Here is an 18,200-nt window from a genome sequence, read left to right as displayed (position 1 = left end):
TTATGGTTCATGGTCCTTGCTGTCTCGCTGTCCTTCTGTCTCGTGTCCTTCTCCCTCGTTGTCCTTGCTGTCTCGCTTTCGCGCCGTCCTGCCGTCCTTTACTTGGCCGCCCTTATGTTCTGAATGGAGGTGAAGCTGGCATCTCCCGGGAAATCATAGCCGGCAACCTTATCATTATACAAGGCGACCTGATGGGTGTAATAAAGGGGGGTCATAAGGCAATTATCCGCGATGGTGTTTAGAATAGTGGCATAAATCTCCTCTATTCTGGCCTCATCCGTTGTTGAATTTACTTCATTGATCAGATTCACACCATCCGGCAAAAACCCACCGGCCTGCATGATGATGGGGTCCATGGACTGGCTGGGATTCATAGCGCTGACAATATTCGCCGGATCATAATAGCCTCCCTGGGTTTTGAAAACAGTCACTCCGTACTGTCCTCCCGTAATCATGGCATACCACTCCATCATCGGGGCTGATTTCGGCGTCAATTCCACGCCAATCTTTTTAAACTGATCGCAGAGATAAACCACCATATCATTGTTGGCTACGGACTCGGTCTGATAGACAAACTCAGCGGCCAGTCTGGTTCCGTTGATCTCGCGGATACCGTCCCCGTCCTTATCCACATAGCCGGCATCATCCAGCAAACGGTTGGCCTTGGCCAGGTCAAATTCATAGGTGGTTTGCTCCACATCGCAATAGGGCAGGGATTGGGCAAAGAAAGTATCCGCCTGCTCATGAATGCCGCCGAAAATCCCCTCCACTATATTCCCTTTGTCAATAGCGGCGGCCATGGCTTCCCTGACCACTTGCTCCGCGAACAGGGGATTCTTCAGGTTATAGCCCAGATAATAGGTTTGAGTGGGGGCCTTATCCACCGCGGCGCCAAAGCCCTTGGTGTTTTTCATTTCCTGATAGCTTTCCGAGGATACTTTGGCAATACCCGACATAAAATCCAGTTCGCCGTTCTTCAGGGCCAGCACCTTGGCATCGTTATCAGCAATCACCTTGATGGTGAAACTGTCCACATCCGGCCGCTCTCCCCAGTAATGAGGATTTCTCACAAAGGTATACTTTTTGCCGTCTCCGTCCCCCCCGTACATATAAGGCCCTGTTCCATAACTTACCGTGTTGAAGCTTGTTTTCGCCGTCAGATCCCCGTTGAGCTGCTCACTGGACACGATGGCAAAGGGGTTGGCCAGGCATAAATCCCGCAAGGTGCTGTAATAAGGCTGGGTCAGATGCAATTCCACCGTATGATCGTCCTTGGCCACAGCATCGGCAATAATAGTGGACAGCTTGCCATAGCCGCCGTTATATTGGCCCAAATTGACCGGAACCGCCAGCAGGGAGCGGGCTGCATCCTCGGCAGTCAACGGGGTTCCGTCGGAGAATTTCACCCCTTCCCGGAGTTTAAAGGTATAGACCTTGCCGTCGGTGCTCACAGACCATTCCTCCGCCAGCAGTCCGGCCAACTCACCCTTCTCATCATAAGTGACCAGAGTATCGTAAAAACTGGTCAGATAATAAGTGATCCCATAGCCGCTTGATGAATTGGCGGGGGTAATGACAGGGTAGAATGACTCAAAGCCCCAGCTCTCGGGCAGATTCAAATGAACGGCCTGCTCCCCTGAGCCGGAAGTCTGTGAGCCTCCTTGATGGCTGACGTCCTGAGAACAAGCGGCCAGCGAAAACACCAGCACCCCGGACCATACAACCGCCAACCATCTTTTCGTCCTCATCTTTATCTTCATGTTCATCTTCATTGCTAAGCATTCCTTTCATATTGATTTACCGGCTCAGCTATGCCGCTGGCCGCCAGCAGCACCTTCGTGTATGGATTCTGAAACACGGCGTAATCCCCCCCGAAGGGCACCTGCTCGACCAGCACCGAATCCCGCATCACCAGAATGTCGTCTGCCGCCGCCAGGGCCAGCTCCATATCATGGGTAATAAAAATCAAGGTAAAACTGAGCTTTTCCTGTAAATCCAGAATTTCTTCCATGATCTTCTTCCTTAAGGGCAAATCAAAACCATTGGTCGCTTCATCAAAAATCAGACAAGCGGGTTCCGCAGCCAAAGCCCTGGCAATAGCTACCCTTTTTTGTTCCCCGCCCGATAATTCCGAGGGCAGGCGTCGGTAATAGTCCGCCGGGAGGTTGCAGAGAGCCAGCAATTCTGCACACCGCTTCCGGCGTTCCTGCCTGTTCAGCCGGAAAAAACACAGCAGGGGCTCCTCAATGGCTTTGCCGATGGTCATTTTGGGGTTTAAGGCCCCGGCAGAATTCTGCTGAATCAACTGCACCTGCTTGAAGTGGCTTTTGCCCGCTCTATGCCGGCCAAACACCGGCCTTCCCTCCACATACACATTGCCCCCATGGGGTTTCTGCAAGCCGGCCATCATCCTGGCCAGGGTGGTCTTGCCGGAACCGGATTCCCCCACAATGGCGTACCGCCCTCCCTTCCGGAAGCTGACACTGAGGGGCGATACAGCGGTTAATGTCCCTCCCGACAGGATGCCCCCGGAAAATATACAACTTAAATCCCGCACTTCGATCATCCTCATGACCTCCTCTCCAGCCGGCAGGCCAACAGCAAATGTTTTGTGTACTCCTTCTGCGGGTCATTGAAGATCTGCTCCGTAGGCCCGGACTCGATGATTCTCCCCTGACTCATAATCAGGATGCGCTCCGAACAGGCCGCCGAACGCAAATCGTGAGTCACAAACAACACTGACATTCCCTCATGGCAGAGCATGCGCAGCTCCTTCATCAGCTCCATCCGGTTGCAGGCATCAATGGCCGTGGTCACTTCGTCCGCAATCAGCAGACGGGGCTCGTTCAGCAAAGCCGCCACGATCATCAGCCTTTGCAGCATCCCCCCGGAAAGGGCAAAGGGATAGCTTTGCCAGACCCGTTTTGTATCCTCTATGCCCAGGCGGCGCAGGATAGGGGCCGCCCTGGGCAAGACCTCCCCCCTGGAGCCTTGGGGATGATGCTGAAGAAAGGTCTTCTCCAGCTGTCTGCCTATCCGCAAAGAGGGGTTGAAGGCAGTCATAGGGTTTTGCATGATATAGCAGATGTCCTTGCCGTAAATCCGGGCCAGACGCGCTCTGGACAAAGTCAGGAGGTTTTCCCCGCCGTAATCAATAACTCCCTCTGCCTGGTAGTTCCCTCCCAACAGGCCCATAACCGCCTTGCACAAGGTTGTCTTTCCCGCCCCTGAGCTGCCGACAATGGAAACCATTTCACCTTTTTTGATGGGAAAAGAAATATCCTGGGCCACCCGTTGGCCTCCGGCCAGTGAAATCTGTAAATTCTTTACCTCAAGGGACATGGCTTTCCCCCTCCTTCCCGATGGTATCCCTGAGGCCTTCACCCAGCAGGTTAAAGCCGGCACAGCAAATTATCAGGCAAATCCCGGGATAGACAATCAAACCGGGGTTGGTATAGATACTGTTGCGGGCCTCATTGAGCATGGCCCCCCATTCCGGCGTTCCCGCGATCAGGCCCACACCCAAAAAGGCAAAGCCGGAAACGGCTATAATCGCTGTGGCAATCCCGGTTGTGAAATAGACAACGAACTGGGGAAACACATTGGGGATTAAATGCCGCACCACAACCCGCAGCTCAGAGGCCCCGGCAATCCGGGCCGATTCCATATACTCTTTGCCGCATTCCGTTTTGGCGTAGGAGCGAACCATACGCAGAAACCAGGCCGTCATGGAAATGCCGATGGCCACAATGATGCTGGCCACCGAATTATCTATGGTGGATACCAAGGCCATAGCGATGACAATTAAAGGAAAGGCCATGAAAATATCGCAGAAGATCCGGACCGCTCCATCCCAAATGCCCCCCCGATAGCTGGCATAGCTGCCGGCAAACAGGGAAAAAGCCGCCAGGGCGATCAGAACGGGCACGGATAAACCGAGGGAATATCTGGCTCCATAAAGCAACCGGGAAAGCTCGCATCTGCCCAACTGGTCGCAGCCTAAAGGATATGCTGCCGTAGGCGGCCCATTCTTCAGGGCAAGGTTGGTGGTGTTGGGATCATGAGGCGCCAGCCAGGGAGCCGCCAAGGCCATCAGAACAAAAAAACCGATCAGAATCAGCCCCGCCAGGATCTGCTTGTTTCTTTTCATATCCTTTTCCTCCCGTATGCAGGGCAAACCGCGCTGGACAAAAGATCCGCCGCTATATTAAACAGCACAAACAGCACCGCACAGACCAAAATAGCTCCTGAAATTCCGTAGACATCCATGCTTTCACAGGACTCCATCAGATAGATGCCCAGCCCCCGGATGGAAAAAACACTTTCCACCAAGGCCGAAGTGCCGAAAAGGGCGGCGCAATACTGTGCAAACAAAGTAATGGCCGGGGGCAGGGCATTTTTCAAAACCTCCCCATAGATGATCTGGCCATTGGTAAAGCCCCGGGCCCTGGCATACGTAACATAATCGCTGTTCAGCTCATTGAGCACCGAAGCCCTTAAGACCCGAATGGAAATGCACGTGATCGGGAAGGCCATGGCGATGGAGGGCAGAATAAAGGACTTCAGGCTCCCATCCGCAATCACCTGAAAGATCGGAATCCTGACGGCAAAGACCGCAAGCAGGATCAGGCCCAACCAGAAACTGGGCACACAAATTCCTATGATGCAGATGATCCGCGTCACATTGTCAAAGGCTCTGTCCTTCCTGAGCACGGCAGCCGCCGCGACCACGATGCTGAACAGGACCACCCACAGCATAGACAGCAGGATAAGCATTGTCGTAACCGGCAGCACCTCCCTGATATTTTCCGCCACCGGCCGCCTGTTCATGATGGCGGTGCCCAGATCCCCCCGGGCCACACCCCCCAGGTAATCCAGATACCTCACCTGAAAGGGGGCATCCAGCTTCAGCTCCTCCCGGACTGCCTGGATCTGTGCCTCCGTGGCAAAAATATTCTGCTTGCGCACGATCATTTCCGCCGGATCGGTCCCGGTGAAAAGCTGAAGGCAAAAACTCAACGTAATTACACCAAAGATGACGGCCACCAAACGCAACAGCTCTTTTATGATAGTCATACCGCTACTTATCCCTATCAGAACATTCTTCCTCTCCACTTTTTATGTCTCTATCGGCACATGCTTCCTCTCCATTTTTTATGTCCCTATTGGCACGTGCTTCCTCTCCGTCTTTTGGTTAGCCGCCGCTAACCAAGGACTTAAATGAAAGAGCCGCAACAAGGGGCTCACTCTCAAAATAAGTACCGTATTTTGGATTATTGTATCATAGGAAAACTTCCCAATCTATGCCATATAAGGTCATTTAAACTCCAATCAGCTCATAGATGCTTATTCCGGATCATAGGTGCCTGTTCCGGCTCATAGATGCCTGTTCTGGTATAGCAAAGGGGTCACACCATATACAGATTTGAAAGCGGCGGAAAACTTGCTTTGATTCTCATATCCGGCCCTTTCGGCAATTTCGCCGATGCTGAGTTTCTCCCCCGCCGTCAGCAATTCCGCTGCCGCCTCCATCCGTTTGGCCTTCATAAAGGTGCCGATGGAACTGCCGGAAATCGAGCGGAAGCATCTTTTCAGGCTGGATTCCGTGATATCGAACTGAGAGGCCAGTTCGGAAATGGTCACTTTGGCCAAGGGATTTTCCAGGATATAGTGATAAACCGCTTTCGTACTCCTGGCTACCTCCCCGGAAAATATTTTCAGGGGCTGCCTCTGCCCCTCATCCAACACGCTCAGGAACAAGAGCAACTCCATGGTCTTGATCCAGTAATAGGGAGCTTGAATCCGTTCATCCACCTCACTCAGTTTGCCGAAGATGCGCTCAACATCCTCTCTGGATTTGACAAGCAGGGACTGTTCTTTGCCACACAGCTCATCAACAATCCCACTCAGGTTGATTTCAGCTTGGGGAAACCCCGCAGCTAAAGTATGCTGAGCCTTTTCCACCTCCAAAAACAGCGTAACCCCACGGTATTTCCTGAGGGGAAGGCGGGAACTGACAAATACCTGCCTGCTTAGATCGGTTACACACAGGTCCCCTTCACCCAAAAAGCTGACCGTCCCATTCTGATACTCCACCTCATAGCAGCCTTCGATACAATAATCAATTTGCAGAAACTTCTTAACGGGAGCGATGGATTGAAACGTCGAATCCATCGTCAGCTGATTAAAGGACATTTGGATGCCCGGGGCTATGTCATAGCAAACCATTTCACCGGAACCCCCTTCGCCCTTGAGCTGATACACAGTGCAGCCATTCTTCTGCCCGCGGCCGGCAAAGCCATAGCCGCGATAAGCCTGTTCAATATTACTCATAGCAACCTCTCACCCATTCACCCTTTCTCATAACAACCTCTCACCCATTCACCATTATTTATAATAACCTTCCACCCTTCACTCATCCACCCTTTCTCAAACCCTAAAGAATTCTATCTAAGTTATTTCCGTACGGATTCAGCAAATTCCTATCTGAAAGCTCAATTTTTCATCCATAAATTTCGACTTATTCCAACAATTCACATCCTAACCCGGGGAAGAGGGATAAGCTGAAGCTTCACTGTCAGCCGCAGGCTTCCCTATTAACCGGTAGTACATCCGTGACTCAGAAGCAAGCAGCCCTCTACCCTGTATCCGGCAGCTGCAGCCCGGAAGCGGAAAAAACAGCTCGAAAAAGAGTCTGTCCGAAATAGGTACGCGCGTACCTATTTCGGACAGCCCTTTCCCTTCTGCCCAGTTGCGCCTGCTCAAGATGCACTTAGGGAATGAAAGCATCCCCATTCTCAATCGACGTAAGGCCGCTGTTTTAAAAAGCATTGACTGAACTTGGTTCAGTACACTATACTATCCTTACTGAATCAAATTCAGTAAGGAGGGATCTCATTGTCAAGAACGATCAAGGCGCCTGACGAACGGCGGCAAGAATTGCTGGGAATCGGCTTGAATTTATTTATGCGCAAAGGGGCCGAGGGGGTTTCCATAAAAGAAGTAGTGCAACAGGCTAATGTTGCCACCGGTTTATTTTACTATTATTTCAAGTCCAAAGACGCTTTTTTAGAAGAAGCCCTCAATGCCCACATTGAAGGAACGATTGGGAATATGCTGGAGGGGCTGCAGAACGGGGAAGTACCTTTATTGCAACGTGTAAAAAGCGCTCTTGCGGCTTTTCAGGAACATGCCCTCAGACTTGCTCCCCTGATGGGGGAAGAGGCCATAACATCCTTGCAGCATCATGTGCTGATGGATAATATGCTGCAAAGATTATGTCCAATCATTCAGGAAATCATTGAGCAGGGCAATGGTGAAGGGGTGTTTCATGTCGAAAATCCTGCGGTTGCCGCTCCCTTTATCATCCATGGGCTATCAGGCGTCTTGCATGAAAACTTAAGCGATGAACTAAAGGATAATTTTCAGAAGGATATTCAAACCCTGTTATTTACGGTACTGGGTGTCACCCATGACCGTACGCCTTCGGAGGTAAACCTTGATGGAAACACTTGAATTCAGGACAGGAACCTATCCCTTACACCATGACCCTAACTTCAATTACCAGCTGAACAGGGCGGTCATGCTTTCAGGTGGCGCACTGGACGAGATTCGCAGTGTGACGAACCAAATCAAAGATATTCCCACCTGGATAGAGACCTTGCTCTCTTTGGCCGACAAGGCCAAGGCGGAAAAACGCACCCCAAACGCTTTGGCCTATATCCGGGCGGCGGAGTTTTTTATGAATGAAAGCAACGCCGCTAAGGAAACGTTGTACCGGGAATATAAAGCATTATTTTATGAAGTGCATGGCGGTTTTATCGCTAGCCAGGGGATTAAGCGTATTGATATAGGTTACGAAAAGGGAAGTCTGCCCGTTTTCTATGCTGCTCCTGAAACAGGCAGCCTGGGTACCCTCGTCATTCATGGCGGCTTTGATTCCTATATGGAAGAATTTCTTCCCGCTTTGCTTTATTGCAAGGAGCTCGGATTTGCAGTATACCTGTTTGAAGGCCCCGGCCAAGGGGAATGCATCCATAAACAAAAAATACCGTTTACCTTGGATTGGCATAAGCCGGTGGGCGCAGTTTTAAATTATTTCGGTCTTGAGGATGTGACCTTGATCGGCATATCCCTGGGCTCCCTTTTGGCCCTCCGCGCCGCCTGGGAAAAGAGGATTAAAAGAGTGGTGGCATGGAGCATCATGGAAAATTTTTATGATGTCCTCCTCTCTTCACGCCCTAAGGCGCTTCGGGTAGTGTTAGACAGTTTAATAAAAGCCCATGCCAAAGGTGCTGTCAACAGCTTGGCTAAGGCCATGATGGAGAAAGAGCCTTACGCAGCATGGGGAATTGAACAAGGAAAATATGTCTTCGGTCAACCGTCTGCTTATGATTTTTTAGCAGAAGCAAAAAAATACAATCTCCGCTCTCTGTCAGGACAGATCACCCAAGATGTTTTGCTGCTCGGAGCGGCGGAAGATCACTTTATCCCTCTGTCCATGTATAAAAATGAAATAGATTGCTTGACAAAGGTTAAATCCTTAACCTTCCGCCTATTTACAAAAGAAGAAAGTGCCGAAAGCCACTGCAATATCGGGAATATGCCTTTAGCCCTCAACACCGTCTGCAGCTGGATCACAGCTATGGAGACCCCTGGCCTATGATCAGCAGGTTTATTTTCCACATGGGATTATGGGCCTCTAAAAAGAGACTGCAGCAGGAATATGGCAGGGAATTCTATAAAGATTTCGTCAGAATGGCCGGAAAAAAGCCCCGGCTCACGAAATCAACTCAGACCAAAACAAGCTCCATGCCTATGATTATAAAATTCGCTACAGGGCTATTGATGAGCATACCTTTGAGATCGATTTTTATCAATGCGGGATGAAAAGGCTGTGTGAGGAGCAAGGAGCGGCAGGGTTGTTCCCCGGGGTATGCCGAATCGACTATTTGATTTCACACTATATAGGGTGCGGTTTTTGCCGTACCAAAACACTCGGCGATGGCGATGAAGTCTGCAATTGCCGCTATTCTACCCATGGTCACTGTTCATGGCCCCTGGAAGAAGGTTTAACGGAGAAAAAATAGCAAGGGTGGACTGGCTACTCGGGTGTTCCAATGGGGAAATTCATCACATTGACGATATTTGTTTTCTGTTCCGTCTTCAAAACAGCCTCCTTGGTTTTCATGTAACCTAAATCAGTCCAAAATTTCTTCCCCTTATAATTATCCTCAATTACACCAATTCGAAACGATGTTGCTCCTAAGGTTATTGCCCACCGGACCAATGCGTCATGAATCTTCCTGCCTAATCCATGATTCCTTTCTTTCGGTTTAATCAGCAATAAGCCCAGCATCCATTCTCCAGTAACTGGGAAGTCTCTCACAATATCAATCATTCCGATCAGTTCATTTATATCGTTAAATACTCCCAGAGAATATTTATCCTCATAGTGCTTTCCTGGTGGCAATTCGTTGAGTATTTCCAATGCTTTCTTCTCCGACGGCAATTCTCTTTCATGCAATAGATAATAATCCGAACACTCCTGGTTCAACCTTTCAATAGCTTTTAAACTATCCCTTGTCAAAGATTTAATCGTATATTCATTTGCAAGCGTTAAGCTCACCATGTTCCAATTCTCCTTGCTGATTTATTCAAACTTAATAGTAAGCCTATTCAACCCGCCCATGGACGCACGGCTTTCTTGCGTACGGTTTCGAACATCTTGGCCCTTCCCGCAGATAAGGTGTCTAATTCAAATCCAGCAACATTAAATAATCCTGTTCTTGCTCGGCAAAAATCTCAAAGCCTACATTTTGGTACATTTTTAGAGCGTAGTTATCCTTCGCTACACTCAAAGAAGCCTGCTTGTACCCATGTTCTTTCAGCTTTTCTATCATCATTTTCATCAAAACAGTTCCAATGCCTTTGCCTCTATATTCCTTAACTAAGGAAATGGCAAATTCCGGTGTTTGGTCATCTATATTCCCATAGCCTTTGATATTTCCTGCTAAAATTCTTGTCCAAACGGCGCCGATAATTTTTTTGTCAACATCTGCAACAAGGCACAAATCATCGGGTTTTCCCCAATTGTCTATATAAACACCGATTTTAGGTTGTTTGATGACTTTCCTTGGCAAAAGGTTATTTTCATCGGGTTGAAAAATAGCCTCATAAAGCATATCTTCAAGTATTCCTAACTCATGCGCTTGTATTTCCCTAATTAAATAGTTGCTCATTCTATTCTCCCGCCCATCCGCGCCGAATGATGCGCCATTATATTATCTACTCAACTTTCGCACCCCAGTTGAGGGAATAGAGCCTTGATATAACTGGGTAATGCAGCAATCCACTTTTGTAATTGACTGAGTGATTCGTTATTCTCTGGTTTATTGGGTAGTAGATTAAGAACAAACGTCATTAACTGACGTAGTGCTGTTTTCAAGTCTAAATCCATAACCTCATCAGCAAAAAGATAAAAGAGTCCCCCAAGAGAGCGTTCATCATTGTTTTCTCTTCGTTCCCACTCCAGGATGAGGTAACGGGTAAAGACTATGGTTGTGTGACTAACCATCATATCGAAGGATCGGCCCTGAAATTCAGTTCCTAGCTTCAAATGCGATTTGGCCATTTTGAAAAACGTTTCGATACTCCAACGCATCCCGTAAATTCTTACGACTTCAGTAGTTTCTAAGGAAAGATCGGTGGTTAAGATCGCTAACCACTCTCTTCGGTTGTTTCGATTCTGGACGAAAACAACTTTTAAAGCTAAGCCTGAAGGGGTATGAACACGCACTGAACCCAGTATTTCTGCTTTCGGGTTCTTTGGGACTCTCGCGTAGAGCTCTCGTAAACTGAGTGATTTTCCTTCAAAGAGATAACGCTGCTTAAGTTCTTTAACCATTCCAATAACGTGAAGCTCCTTATCCCTTAGCTTTTGCAAAAGTGGAGCATGGGTAAACCAACTATCCATTAGGACGTAATCCGCTGAGAATCCGGCTTTGAGAGCTCGTTCAAGCATTTGAACCACGGTGTCCGGTTTAGGGCTCATCGCTTCCAGGCGACGCTTATAGCCTACGGAGCGTTTGTCTAAGTCCTCTCTCATTTCACAAAGACGATTTTTAGCTTTTGCAGAACTCATCAATGTAAAATCAAGGGGTGCGAAGCTGAACCCGTCAGACCAGCCCAAGGTTAGTAAGGTGTAACCGCGAACAAAGCGGCCCGAAACATGGTCAAACACTCGGGCTAAGAGTTCAACTTTCTTGCTTCGTTCGCGCTCCATTACAGAATCATCTACGATAAAAACACGGATACGCTGCGCAGAGGTGAGCTTTTCAAAGCGTCCGACCATCTTGAGGCTGAGTAACTGGTAAAAACGCCTCCAGTTATACCGAGAGTCATTGAGAAACCGATAAACAACATCTTTACCTGGAAGAGATTCTGCCCGGCTTCCTTCTAACAGCCGAAACAGATTTCGACCTTGAAAAACGAGTTGGAAAATGATTTGGAAGACAACGAAGCTTGAAACCCCATAGGACTTGCGGATCCCAGCGGCTCGAAGCAGCTGACTAAGCTTAAGGGAAGAAAAAATTAAAGAAAGCTGATTTTGATGCTGTTCAGGCAGAGAGTTGTGTTGTAACATGGAGATACGCACCTTTCTGTTTTGGAAATTATGGTTGTTTGGTCACTTCCATTTTACCAATTCGAAAGGTGTTTTTCTGTCAATGAACAAAATATTTTTAGCCTAATCCAGTAGTAGACTGAGTTTGAACAGATTTTCGCGCTGCGAAAGTTGAGTTATCTAGAATTTTTTTTGATATATATATTTAAAGCTTGCACTGCTTTAAATGATACAATAATTGCTGATATATAAAGTAGAACTTCTAATATTGATTTGATAAACCCTAAACTAATACTTAAATACCCAAGGCCTCCTATGAAACCTCCCATATTTTGCATCATATCAATTCCCCCCTTTCAAGAGTTCTTGCCGCGTCCAACCACTGGCATCATCCTCCACTTGCGGGAACGCCGTGTTATCTGATGGGATATGGTTCCACAAGAAATACTTAATCCACTCTATTAAATGTACTGTATTTGCGGAAACATTTTATCCCACAGGAAATTGCTTGGAATACCATGTATCCAATTATCACTCCTATAGAATTAAGTATCACATCATCGATGTCTGATGCCCTCCCGCTGCTTAATCCAAGGTAAGCCAATATGTATTGGGCAGTTTCTATTGACAATGAGCTAAGAATACCGATTAACACGGTTCTTTTAGATGACCTAAACTTACTCCAAAGCGTTGGTAAGAAGAAACCTAAGGGGAGCAGCAACAGAATATTGCCAATAAGATTCGACTCCAAATGCCTTATCATATACCCAAACGAAAAATGGTTCGGATGAAATCCTCTGAACATTTCTGTAAAGGGGATGATGTTAACAGAGGGAGTACCACTTTGCCCATAACCTGCACTTGGATGAAGCGAAAATATCGTCACTCTGATTACCGCAAGGCTGTAAATAACAAAGGCCATCACCAGTAACTCTCTGCTGATTGATATATGTTTATAGTTCTTACTCCATAACAAACAGATGCCACGAAGCACAACCCACGGAACGCCTCCCAATACAACCCCAAACACAATTACCTCGAACATATCTAACATCCTTCACTAAGAATTAAAACACCAAATACAAGAATGATGCAAAGCCCAACACATAACTTTTTTCTCATTCCTGCCCTCCTCTTAAAACGTGTCCGCCGTACAGCATTGCGCCTGTTTCCGAAGTCTAGTTACTATCTGCCTATTGTCTCAGGATTTTGAGAACACACTGTTAGACGAAGGTCCGCCTTATGTCATGCATAATCCCCTACTTTGTAATCCTGCCAGGCATCAATAAGCCATGGATGTATAGCGTCCAATTTATCTTTCTGCTTCCATGTCCAAGTTAAGAAAACACCAACCGCCTCGTCCAGAGACTTTTCCAATGCAGTCTCAAGTTCAGGCTTAAAAGGGGAATGTTCTTGATCCCAAGACATTTTATCTGCAAGGAACACTACTTTATCAAGTGTCGTTGCCTTAGCACAGAGGGTTGTATGGCAGCTAACCGCATGAACGAGACTATCGTTTTTCACTTCGAAAACAATTTCCGCTATGGCTGCAGATAATTTGCCATGAAGCAAATATGGCACCATTTTTTCCGCAGCAACTGGTTCTAAACCTAAATCAAGAGCGGTTTGTAGCATTTGTGACGTTGAAAAAATCAAACTAATATCATGCAGTAATCCTGCGCTATATGCTGCTTCCGAATCCACATCATATATTGGGGCTAGACGTTGAGCTGTCTTAGCCACTGCTAATACATGTTTAGCGACGTCTTCTCGTCCATGATGATGAAGAAGGCCCAATGCATCAGAAGTAATATCTCCTGAAAATGAAAATCCCTCGAAAGCATTTGCCAAAGACTTATGCACCGAAAAACCTCCTGTTGGTTACTGGGACTTTCGTCTAACGTCCCGCGGAGGCCCGCCATGGACGGCGGACCATTGAGCCCTTCGTCAGATTTGTTGCACATGCTATGAATACCTCGAAATAAACATATACGGGTAATTCAATTTTACTCTAAATACATTTTTACTTGTTTATGAATTGGAAAAGAATAAATAAAACCACAATGATTATGACTGTAGTAATATTAAGGCAACCACCTTGTGTTAGTCCCCTTAAGTCACCAAACTGTGCACGGTTTACTGAGTCTGCAAAATTTATCATTGGCTTTTTTTCATATTCTTCTCTTTTGCGTTTCTCATGTTTATCCTGTTCATCTTTTATATCCAAAATCTCACCTTCCTGCTAGTTTAGTCAGCAGTGAGTATGTACTCCCTTTCCCTATTGATCTTATCGTTGTGTGTATTAAATCACAAAAAATAAATTATACTCATTCATCAAGGTTGGCTTCATATACCTTAGAAGAATCTCCATTAGGATAAAAGCCTTCGCCAATATAATGGAAATCATATTTCTCGTAAAACCCATTTAAATCAGTGAAAAGATAAATTTTCTTAAAGCCCTCTTGTGCAGCATCTTTCTTAACCTGCTCAATCAGCAGAGCTCCTAACCCTTTTCCGCGGTAGGGCTCTTCAATATAAAGAGAACACAGCCATGGTGATAAGTCCGTTCTACTGATAAAATCATGGTCTATCAGACCTATACACCCTATGATGTGCTCGTCATCTTCCAGCAGATACCAATATGGTACAGACTCCCCGATACTTACACAACCAAAAATACTATCTTGATACAACGGGTAGTTGGTTTCATTTCCCCATTTACTATGAATATATCTTGCCGCAACTTCTTTATAATCAGGTTCTTGCCGTATTGAAATAATCCTCATTTGTTATCTCCTCATGGTATAAGCAATACTTTCTTTCACCTTCTCAAACAAATGCGAAAGAATACCACAAATTCTTTTCATCAGCCCCAAGGATGGCGCGGCTTTTGCACGATATGTCCTAGAGCGTTCTCTGTATTCCCGACGCGCCCTACTGCTTCCATCTCTTCTCAGTGTCGGTAATACGCTTTTCTACGACCTATCGTGTCCCCAGACCAGGACTGCGCCATGGACGGTGCTGCCTTGAGCCGAGATAAAGATTTCTGCGGCATAAAAAATAATGAGAAGTAAGGTGGTGTTGACAAACTCGGACTAACGCTGGGATAAGGTAAATTTATTAGGGTTTGTTTATTTCAGGATAAGGCATCTTAGTAATTATGATTGGAGTGCTTAAATCAACATTCGGCAGTTGTTGTGGACCACCTTTACCCGGCAGAGACAGAGCTTTTTGAGCCTCTGCGGGCAAAGGATCGGCTATAGAATTTCTAATAATAACTTTTCGTTCCAACTGTACGCTTTCTACGGATAAAGTATTTTGGTCCTTTTCTTCTACACTTACTTCCTTTTTCTCTACACTTACTTCCACATTACTGCAACCAACCAAAGCCAAACTCAATGCCAAAACCGAAGCTGTTAAAATTATACCTTTTTTCAAATCTTCACCTCCAAAGCAATACCCTCATTACTCTATATAATGACTATGGGATGAACCATCACTTATGACTCCTTCCCACGAGTCTTAATTTGAGCCTATAGCTTAGTTCCAAGTTCCCATATCCCTTAATGCAAAAATACGCCAAGTTGCTTCCCGCACCATGGGCGGCGCTGCCTTTGCACGATATGTCCTAGAACGTTCCAGGTATTCACGAAGCGTCATGCTTACCTTCATCTTGGCCAGTTTCGTAAATGCTGTTCCATGCGCTGGCCCAGGCTTTCATCACTTCTCTCTCCAATACCTAATCTGGTAAAATTACGATATGCCCGTTTATAACCGTAGTTCATGGCTAGACTATAAAAGATATTAACCCGTGATTTGCTTATTCGCTTTACTATGCTCCTCCACGAGTGGAACTTTCCTCTAAATTCGTTATAGCCATTTAACAATTCCTTACAGTTCATTCGTTTGGGTACATACGCAACCCTTGTTTTACCGTTGTAATGATCCCAATCAACGTCAAGTAATCGGCCTTCTTTTTTGTACTGCTCATAGATACTGGTTCCTGGGAAAGGAGTTAAAATGCTTGCCGTTACCCCATCAACCCCGATCTTATTGCACGCTTTTAGGGTTGTTTCAAACACGTCTAATGTGTCAGAGTCAAATCCAAAAACAATACCAGCCTGGATACTGATTCCATGTCGATGAAGTTTATTTACAACCTTCCCATACTCTTCTATTTTATTAAAGTTCTTATTCGCATCTCTAAGCCCCTGTTCAGAAAATGATTCCAGACCCAGAAACAAGTACAAACACCCTGCGGATTTTGCCAGGCTAAGCAGTTCTTCATCCTCGCAACTATACGCCGTTACCTGTGCAGCCCATCTCTTGTTTAACCTTGCCAACTCTTTCAATAAGGCTTTCGTGTAGACCGGATCGGCAAAGAAATTGTCATCCCAAAAGACGAAATACTTATTGGGCATACTGCCTATATCCTTTATTACCTCATCAATTGGGCGGGTTCTAAGCTTATTATGATAGATTTTCTTAAGACTACAATAACTACAATTATGTGGGCACCCCCGTGAAGCAAAAACAGCACCGCTTGTAAATCTATGGCCAACAATCAAATCCCTACGAGGTATCGGCAGACCATCAAGGCTGGGAACCTGTAGACTTGTGTAAACTTTTTGCATGTTCCCGGAAAGAAAGTCTTTTAAGAATTCAGGCCAGGTTTCTTCAGCCTCCCCTACGAAAATAGTATCGCCATGGCAAGCTGCTTCCTCCGGATTTAAAGTCACATGCGGTCCACCTAAAGCTACCCAAGCCCCCAGCTCGCGAAACCTTTTAGAAACACTATAAACGTGAGGAGCATTTGGCGTATTTACAGTAATCGCAACCAAGTCAACCTTTTCGAAGAGGATTGGTTCTGTATATTCATCCAATAACCTTATGCTATATTCTTCTGGAACGAACCCGGCAAGATATGGCATGGTTAATTGGGTAAAGTTATTCAATTGATGGGCTTTGAATTTATTAATTTCTGAGTTTTCAGGAGTAATCATTAGCAATGTCGGCATAATATCTCCAATCTTCCTGTCTACAAAGGTAATCATTCACTGGGCTTTCGCATGACGCCCTGCGTGTCCGAAGTCTGGTTTCTACCTGTACATTATCTTAGATTTTGAGAATACGCTGTTACAGGAAACGGTGCCCCCTAGCCAGAAAGCCGCCATGGATAGCGGCTCCCTTAAAGATTGTTCTTCTATGCGTCAAATGTTAATGTTAAATCCTTTAGGTTTATTACTACGCCAACGCTCATTAGGAGATCTAAACCCAATAAGGCGTACATTTCACTTTTTGGATCGATGACTCCAAAATCCATTTAATGTCCTCAAAGAACCCTTTAATACCGCTCATTTTCGATTATAATATTCACTATCTAAAATAGAGTATACTACCGAGTTTCTCCACCACCCTTTTATCCATCTATGTTCCCTATAGCAACCTTCTTTATCATACCTATCTTTTCCAAGACTTTTATAGATGAGGCATTTCTTAAATCACACATTGCTTCAATTCTATGTAAGCCTAACTTTTCAAATCCCAGGCTCACAACCTCACTTGCTACTTCAGTAGCATATCCTTTTCCCCAATATTCTTTATTAAGCCTGTACACAAGCTCCCCTCTTTGTGTTGAATATTAGGCATGTTCAAACCACACTCTCGATTAAACAATTGCTAAGTTTTTCAATTATAGCAAATCGCACAAAGATGCGAGGATTATCTTTCTGAAATTGAAGGAACCTATTTATATATGCATTTGAGCCTTCTTCTGTAGTGGCATCTTGCATCATGAAATGAAGAACTTCTGAATCAGAAAGGTAATAATGCATTTCATTTAAATCTTCTTCTTTAAACCCCCTTAAAGTTAGACGTGCGGATTGTATTGGAAGAAATATAGTCAAAATGATCAGCTCCTGCAAAAATAATCAGCAATAAATTCCGCCATGGATGGCGGGCGGCCCTGCAGAAATGTAATATAATGTTCCGTGAATTTGCGTAGCGTCTTTCCCCATGCACCTATGCAAAGTTACGTGAATTCACTGTTAGCCGAAATTTTCCATGCTTCTATGAAAACTTATGCAAATAATTCTCTGAACATACAGGATTTCCCTCCTTTCTGTCTAATTGTAGTAGAGAATAAAAAGAGGTAGGTAAATCTTGTGGAAAAATTCAATCTTGAAAATATAAATAAAAACTCATATCATATAGGTAACCTCAATAAAAAAATAATTGAATTATTAAATTTAAATATACAAGAAAATACCAAGATAATAATAGGTCAAGATAAAATAAAGTATACTGAAAAACACAAACACAAGTTTGCTTCTTATGATGAATATAAACAGCATATTGAAATGGCTCCTGAAATAGTAGCCTCTCCAGATTATGTAGCTTTGCATCCGAATGGAGAAAGTATTGAATTTATTAAAATGGTAGATGAAATTATTTTGGTTGCCGTAAGAGTGCGTCAACATGGCAACCTTTGGGTTAAATCGATCTTCCCAATTACTCAATCTAAATTAGAAATTTATATTAAATCTGGAACAGCAAAAAAGGTACAATAGCAATTATT

At 45.5% G+C, this 18,200-nt stretch carries 21 protein-coding genes; 3 read left to right on the top strand and 18 right to left on the bottom strand.

The features are described from left to right. Positions 1-98: 98 nt before the first annotated feature. The 6 genes from DESLBE_RS22980 to DESLBE_RS22955 all read right to left on the bottom strand — a co-directional run bounded on the left by DESLBE_RS22980 (position 99) and on the right by DESLBE_RS22955 (position 6,333). A complete protein-coding gene (locus tag DESLBE_RS22980) occupies positions 99-1,772 on the bottom strand; it encodes a nickel ABC transporter substrate-binding protein (RefSeq protein WP_144678315.1) in 1,674 nt (557 codons plus the stop codon). Between the two features lie 2 nt (positions 1,773-1,774). After that, positions 1,775-2,566, bottom strand: coding sequence for an ATP-binding cassette domain-containing protein (locus DESLBE_RS22975; RefSeq protein ID WP_172625485.1), 792 nt, complete (start codon positions 2,564-2,566; stop codon positions 1,775-1,777). Positions 2,567-2,568: 2 nt separating this feature from the next. Then, the gene (locus DESLBE_RS22970) at positions 2,569-3,342 is read right to left on the bottom strand and encodes an ABC transporter ATP-binding protein (protein WP_005817506.1); all 774 of its coding nucleotides are present in this window, start codon (positions 3,340-3,342) and stop codon (positions 2,569-2,571) included. Then, positions 3,332-4,150, bottom strand: a complete 819-nt coding sequence (locus tag DESLBE_RS22965; RefSeq protein WP_144678313.1) for an ABC transporter permease subunit — start codon at positions 4,148-4,150, stop codon at positions 3,332-3,334. The genes DESLBE_RS22970 and DESLBE_RS22965 overlap by 11 nt, the downstream gene beginning before the upstream one ends. Then, the gene (locus DESLBE_RS22960; protein WP_144678312.1) at positions 4,147-5,076 is read right to left on the bottom strand and encodes an ABC transporter permease; all 930 of its coding nucleotides are present in this window, start codon (positions 5,074-5,076) and stop codon (positions 4,147-4,149) included. The genes DESLBE_RS22965 and DESLBE_RS22960 overlap by 4 nt, the downstream gene beginning before the upstream one ends. Positions 5,077-5,376: 300 nt before the next feature. Beyond that, positions 5,377-6,333 (bottom strand): AraC family transcriptional regulator, encoded by a 957-nt coding sequence (locus DESLBE_RS22955; protein WP_144678311.1) that lies wholly within the window; start codon positions 6,331-6,333, stop codon positions 5,377-5,379. Between the two features lie 564 nt (positions 6,334-6,897). On the opposite strand from DESLBE_RS22955, the gene DESLBE_RS22950 reads away from it, so the two are divergent. Beyond that, positions 6,898-7,515, top strand: a complete 618-nt coding sequence (locus tag DESLBE_RS22950) for a TetR/AcrR family transcriptional regulator (RefSeq protein ID WP_144678310.1) — start codon at positions 6,898-6,900, stop codon at positions 7,513-7,515. Beyond that, positions 7,502-8,665, top strand: a complete 1,164-nt coding sequence (locus DESLBE_RS22945) for an alpha/beta hydrolase (protein ID WP_243131366.1) — start codon at positions 7,502-7,504, stop codon at positions 8,663-8,665. The genes DESLBE_RS22950 and DESLBE_RS22945 overlap by 14 nt, the downstream gene beginning before the upstream one ends. Positions 8,666-9,103: 438 nt before the next feature. On the opposite strand, the gene DESLBE_RS22935 is transcribed toward DESLBE_RS22945, so the two are convergent. From DESLBE_RS22935 to DESLBE_RS27370, 12 genes are all read right to left on the bottom strand, one after another. Then, entirely contained in the window at positions 9,104-9,631 is a 528-nt protein-coding gene (locus DESLBE_RS22935) for a GNAT family N-acetyltransferase (RefSeq protein WP_144678309.1), read from the bottom strand. Positions 9,632-9,752: 121 nt separating this feature from the next. Continuing rightward, complete coding sequence (locus DESLBE_RS22930; protein WP_144678308.1) at positions 9,753-10,241, bottom strand: GNAT family N-acetyltransferase; 489 nt, start codon at positions 10,239-10,241, stop codon at positions 9,753-9,755. Between the two features lie 50 nt (positions 10,242-10,291). Continuing rightward, entirely contained in the window at positions 10,292-11,644 is a 1,353-nt protein-coding gene (locus DESLBE_RS22925; protein WP_005808317.1) for an IS4-like element ISDha5 family transposase, read from the bottom strand. Between the two features lie 155 nt (positions 11,645-11,799). Further along, positions 11,800-11,964 (bottom strand): hypothetical protein, encoded by a 165-nt coding sequence (locus tag DESLBE_RS26715; protein WP_172625484.1) that lies wholly within the window; start codon positions 11,962-11,964, stop codon positions 11,800-11,802. Between the two features lie 107 nt (positions 11,965-12,071). Then, positions 12,072-12,668 carry a VanZ family protein gene (locus tag DESLBE_RS22920; protein ID WP_144678307.1) on the bottom strand — a complete coding sequence of 199 codons (597 nt, stop codon included), beginning with the start codon at positions 12,666-12,668 and terminating at the stop codon, positions 12,072-12,074. Positions 12,669-12,868: 200 nt separating this feature from the next. Beyond that, positions 12,869-13,486 (bottom strand): bis(5'-nucleosyl)-tetraphosphatase (symmetrical) YqeK, encoded by a 618-nt coding sequence (gene yqeK, locus DESLBE_RS22915; RefSeq protein ID WP_144678306.1) that lies wholly within the window; start codon positions 13,484-13,486, stop codon positions 12,869-12,871. A gap of 160 nt (positions 13,487-13,646) precedes the next feature. Continuing rightward, entirely contained in the window at positions 13,647-13,850 is a 204-nt protein-coding gene (locus DESLBE_RS22910; protein ID WP_144678305.1) for a DUF6366 family protein, read from the bottom strand. Between the two features lie 100 nt (positions 13,851-13,950). Next, positions 13,951-14,409 carry a GNAT family N-acetyltransferase gene (locus tag DESLBE_RS22905; protein WP_144678304.1) on the bottom strand — a complete coding sequence of 153 codons (459 nt, stop codon included), beginning with the start codon at positions 14,407-14,409 and terminating at the stop codon, positions 13,951-13,953. Positions 14,410-14,743: 334 nt separating this feature from the next. Then, entirely contained in the window at positions 14,744-15,061 is a 318-nt protein-coding gene (locus DESLBE_RS22900) for a hypothetical protein (protein WP_015944938.1), read from the bottom strand. Positions 15,062-15,291: 230 nt separating this feature from the next. After that, positions 15,292-16,677: a radical SAM protein gene (locus DESLBE_RS22895; protein WP_144678303.1), complete on the bottom strand. Its 1,386-nt coding sequence runs from the start codon at positions 16,675-16,677 to the stop codon at positions 15,292-15,294. A 365-nt stretch (positions 16,678-17,042) separates the two neighbouring features. Next, positions 17,043-17,240, bottom strand: coding sequence for a GNAT family N-acetyltransferase (locus DESLBE_RS27375; RefSeq protein WP_049769583.1), 198 nt, complete (start codon positions 17,238-17,240; stop codon positions 17,043-17,045). Positions 17,241-17,274: 34 nt separating this feature from the next. Next, positions 17,275-17,529, bottom strand: a complete 255-nt coding sequence (locus tag DESLBE_RS27370) for a GNAT family N-acetyltransferase (RefSeq protein ID WP_041272005.1) — start codon at positions 17,527-17,529, stop codon at positions 17,275-17,277. Between the two features lie 258 nt (positions 17,530-17,787). On the opposite strand from DESLBE_RS27370, the gene DESLBE_RS22880 reads away from it, so the two are divergent. Beyond that, the gene (locus tag DESLBE_RS22880) at positions 17,788-18,192 is read left to right on the top strand and encodes a PBECR2 nuclease fold domain-containing protein (protein ID WP_144678302.1); all 405 of its coding nucleotides are present in this window, start codon (positions 17,788-17,790) and stop codon (positions 18,190-18,192) included. Positions 18,193-18,200: the final 8 nt, after the last annotated feature.

Origin of the sequence: Desulfitobacterium sp. LBE (assembly GCF_007830365.1) — a bacterium.
GTDB classification, from domain to species: domain Bacteria; phylum Bacillota; class Desulfitobacteriia; order Desulfitobacteriales; family Desulfitobacteriaceae; genus Desulfitobacterium; species Desulfitobacterium hafniense.
This window is presented reverse-complemented; position numbering and strand designations above follow the sequence as displayed.